The sequence below is a fragment of the Micromonospora craterilacus genome (assembly GCF_003236315.1).
GTDB lineage: Bacteria > Actinomycetota > Actinomycetes > Mycobacteriales > Micromonosporaceae > Micromonospora > Micromonospora craterilacus.
In genome coordinates this window covers 1-2,706 of the sequence record NZ_POTY01000418.1, presented here as the reverse complement: position 1 = coordinate 2,706, position 2,706 = coordinate 1, and the positions used below count along the sequence as shown (strand labels likewise).

The 2,706-nt window shown below is 73.4% G+C and carries 3 protein-coding genes, 1 pseudogene and 1 riboswitch; of the genes and pseudogenes, 3 read left to right on the top strand and 1 reads right to left on the bottom strand.

The genetic code is table 11. The annotated features are described in order from the left end of the window. Positions 1 to 453: FAD-dependent monooxygenase (locus C1I95_RS33275; RefSeq protein WP_199524030.1), on the top strand; the 453-nt coding region annotated here is incomplete at its 5' end. A gap of 62 nt (positions 454 to 515) precedes the next feature. After that, positions 516 to 601, top strand: a riboswitch (ZMP/ZTP riboswitch). A gap of 13 nt (positions 602 to 614) precedes the next feature. Next, positions 615 to 1,502 (top strand): bifunctional 5,10-methylenetetrahydrofolate dehydrogenase/5,10-methenyltetrahydrofolate cyclohydrolase, encoded by an 888-nt coding sequence (locus tag C1I95_RS33270; protein ID WP_199524029.1) that lies wholly within the window; start codon positions 615 to 617, stop codon positions 1,500 to 1,502. A 17-nt stretch (positions 1,503 to 1,519) separates the two neighbouring features. On the opposite strand, the gene C1I95_RS33265 is transcribed toward C1I95_RS33270, so the two are convergent. Beyond that, complete coding sequence (locus C1I95_RS33265; protein ID WP_111220018.1) at positions 1,520 to 2,299, bottom strand: endonuclease/exonuclease/phosphatase family protein; 780 nt, start codon at positions 2,297 to 2,299, stop codon at positions 1,520 to 1,522. A 237-nt stretch (positions 2,300 to 2,536) separates the two neighbouring features. Here C1I95_RS33265 and C1I95_RS33260 point away from each other — a divergent pair. Beyond that, a pseudogene (locus C1I95_RS33260) lies at positions 2,537 to 2,706 on the top strand (hypothetical protein); the annotation flags it as partial.

Sequence of the window (2,706 nt, the reverse complement as noted above, 5' to 3'; positions counted from 1 at the left end):
GCGGTGGCCGCGCCGGAGGGGTACCGGCCGCCGGAGGGTGATCTGGCGGCGTTGCGGCGGTGGTTCGGCGACTGGCACGATCCGCTGCCGGCGGTGCTGGGGCGGATCGATCCGGTCGGGTTGTTGCATCACGACGTGCATTTCCTGCCGCCGTTGCCGACGTACGTGCAGGGGCGCCGGGTGTTGCTGGGTGATGCGGCGCACGCGATGACGCCGGATCTGGGTCAGGGTGCCTGTCAGGCGTTGATCGACGCGGTGGCGTTGTCGGACGCGTTGGCGGCGGCGCCGGATGTGTCGTCGGCGCTGGCCCGCTACGACGGGCTGCGGCGCCGGCCGACGCAGCGGATGGCGGCGATGGCGGTGCGGGCGGGTCGGTTGGCGCAGGTGCGCCGGTTCACCGGGGTGCGGGACGCGGCGGTGCGGTTGGCGTTGGCGTTCGGTCCCCCGGGCTGATCCGTCGCGTAACCACCGCCCAGGGCGCGGCGATGGCGTACCGCTGGCGGTGTGTGGCAGGCTGACGGTGACGCGACTGGCGGCACCGAGGATGGGATCGACCATCGGGAAGCTCTCGTCGTGGAGGTCGTCCGCCTGGGCCTCCGCGGGCGAGGTGAGCCATGTCGACGACGATGACGACCGCCCGGCTGCTGCCCGGTGGGCCGGTGGCGGAGATGATTCTGGCCGAGGTGGCCGACGGTGTGGCGCGGTTGCGGGCGGCGGGGGTGACCCCGGCGCTGGCGACGGTGCTGGTGGGTGACGACGAGGCGAGCGCCGGTTACATCCGGATCAAGCAGCGGCAGGCGGCGGAGTTGGGCTTCGATTCGCCGCACGTACGGTTGCCGGCGTCGGCGTCGCAGGCCGACCTGCATGCGGTGCTGGCCGATTTCAACGCGGATCCGGGTGTGCACGGGGTGCTGGTGCAGCATCCGATCCCTGGTGGTCTGGACTACGACCGGGCGTTGCAGGTCCTCGATCCGGACAAGGACGTCGACGGGATGCATCCGGTGAACATGGGCCGGTTGGCGTTGGGGCTGTCCGCTCCCCTGCCGTGTACGCCGGCGGGCATCGAGGCGCTGCTGGCGTTCCACGGGGTGCCGGTTTCCGGTCGGGAGGTGGTGATCCTGGGTCGGGGGGCGACGTTGGGGCGGCCGTTGGCGTTGCTGTTGGCGCAGAAGCGGCCGACGGCGAACGCGGCGGTGACGGTGGTGCACACGGGGGTGGCGGACTGGCCGCGTTACACCCGGCGGGCGGAGATCCTGGTGGCCGCTGCCGGGGTGCCGGGGATCGTGCGGCCGGAGCATGTGCGGCCGGGCGCGGTGGTGGTCGGTGGTGGGGTGCGGTACGAAAGGCGGCGGTTGCTGCCGGACGTGGACCCGTCGTGCGATCAGGTGGCGGGGGCGATCACGCCACGGGTCGGTGGGGTGGGTCCGGTGACGGTGGCGATGCTGTTCCGCAACGCGTTGCGGGCGACGCGGTCAGCCGCCGGCCTGGCGGGCCAGCTGTAGGGCGTCGGTGACGGCGGTCAGCCGAGGTCGACCAGCAGGGGTCGGTGGTCGGAGATGCTCGACAGCGGGGTCCGTACGGTGCTGACCGGCGGGAGTTGGCGGAAGCCGTGCCGGTCGGCGATGACGTGGTCGAGTTGGACGCGGGGTTGCCCGGCGGGATAGGTGGGCCGGCGGCCCAGCAGCCGCCAGCCGGAGACCAGCCGGACGGCCCAGGCGGGCAGGTTGAGGTCGCCGAGCAGGATCCGCGGGGCGGGCAGCGTCCGCAGGGCGCGGACGACCTGGCGCAGTTGGCGGGCGTTCCACCCGGGCACGAAGGACAGGTGGGTGGCGGCGACGGTGAGCGGGCCGCGTGGGGTGTCCAGCACGGCGGCGAGTACCACGCGGGGTTCGTCGCGCAGCAGCACCAGGCCGCCGCCCGGGCCGGGCACGTACACCGGGGAGCGCACCGGCGCGGGGCGCAGCCGGGTGACCTGCCAGGTGGTGACCGGGTGGCGGGAGACCAGGCCGACGCCGTAGCAGGGTTCGCCGTGGCCGTCGTCGTCGTGGGTGAGCGGGCGGAACGCCTCGCCGGGGGTGCCCACCACGGCGGCGGCGAAGCGGTGCTCGGCGGCGTCCATCGCCTGGGCGGCGATGGCGGTGAGATCCAGGTTGCCGCTGCGGGACTGGTCGCGGTCGACCTCCTGCAGGGCGAGGACGTCGGCGTCGAGGGCGTTCACGGCGGCGGCGAGCCGGGCGGGGTCGACCAGGCCGTCGGTCAGGGATCGGCCGTGCAGCAGGTTGAACGTGGCCAGGCGCACGGTGTCACCTTAACGACGTCATGGCACAGTTACCCGATGGTGCGGGCGTTGCTCTGTTCAATGCTGGTGTTCCTGGCGGTCGGCGTGGCGGGAATGTGGCTGGCGCGGCAGCGCGGCCGGTGAGGCTGGCCACAGGCGGCGGCGCGGGGTAGGTCCGGGTCGGAAGAATGACGGCCCGTGGACCTGGACCCGCTGACCATCACGACCCTGTTGACCGCCGCCGCGCTGGCCGGCTGGGTGGACGCCGTGGTGGGTGGTGGCGGCTTGCTGCTGCTGCCGGCGTTGCTGGTGGCCGCGCCGGGCATCCCGCCGGCCACCGCGTTGGGCACGAACAAGTTGGCGGCGATCGCGGGTACGTCCACGGCGGCGGTGACGTTCTCCGGCGTCCACTCCTTCACCTGCTTGCC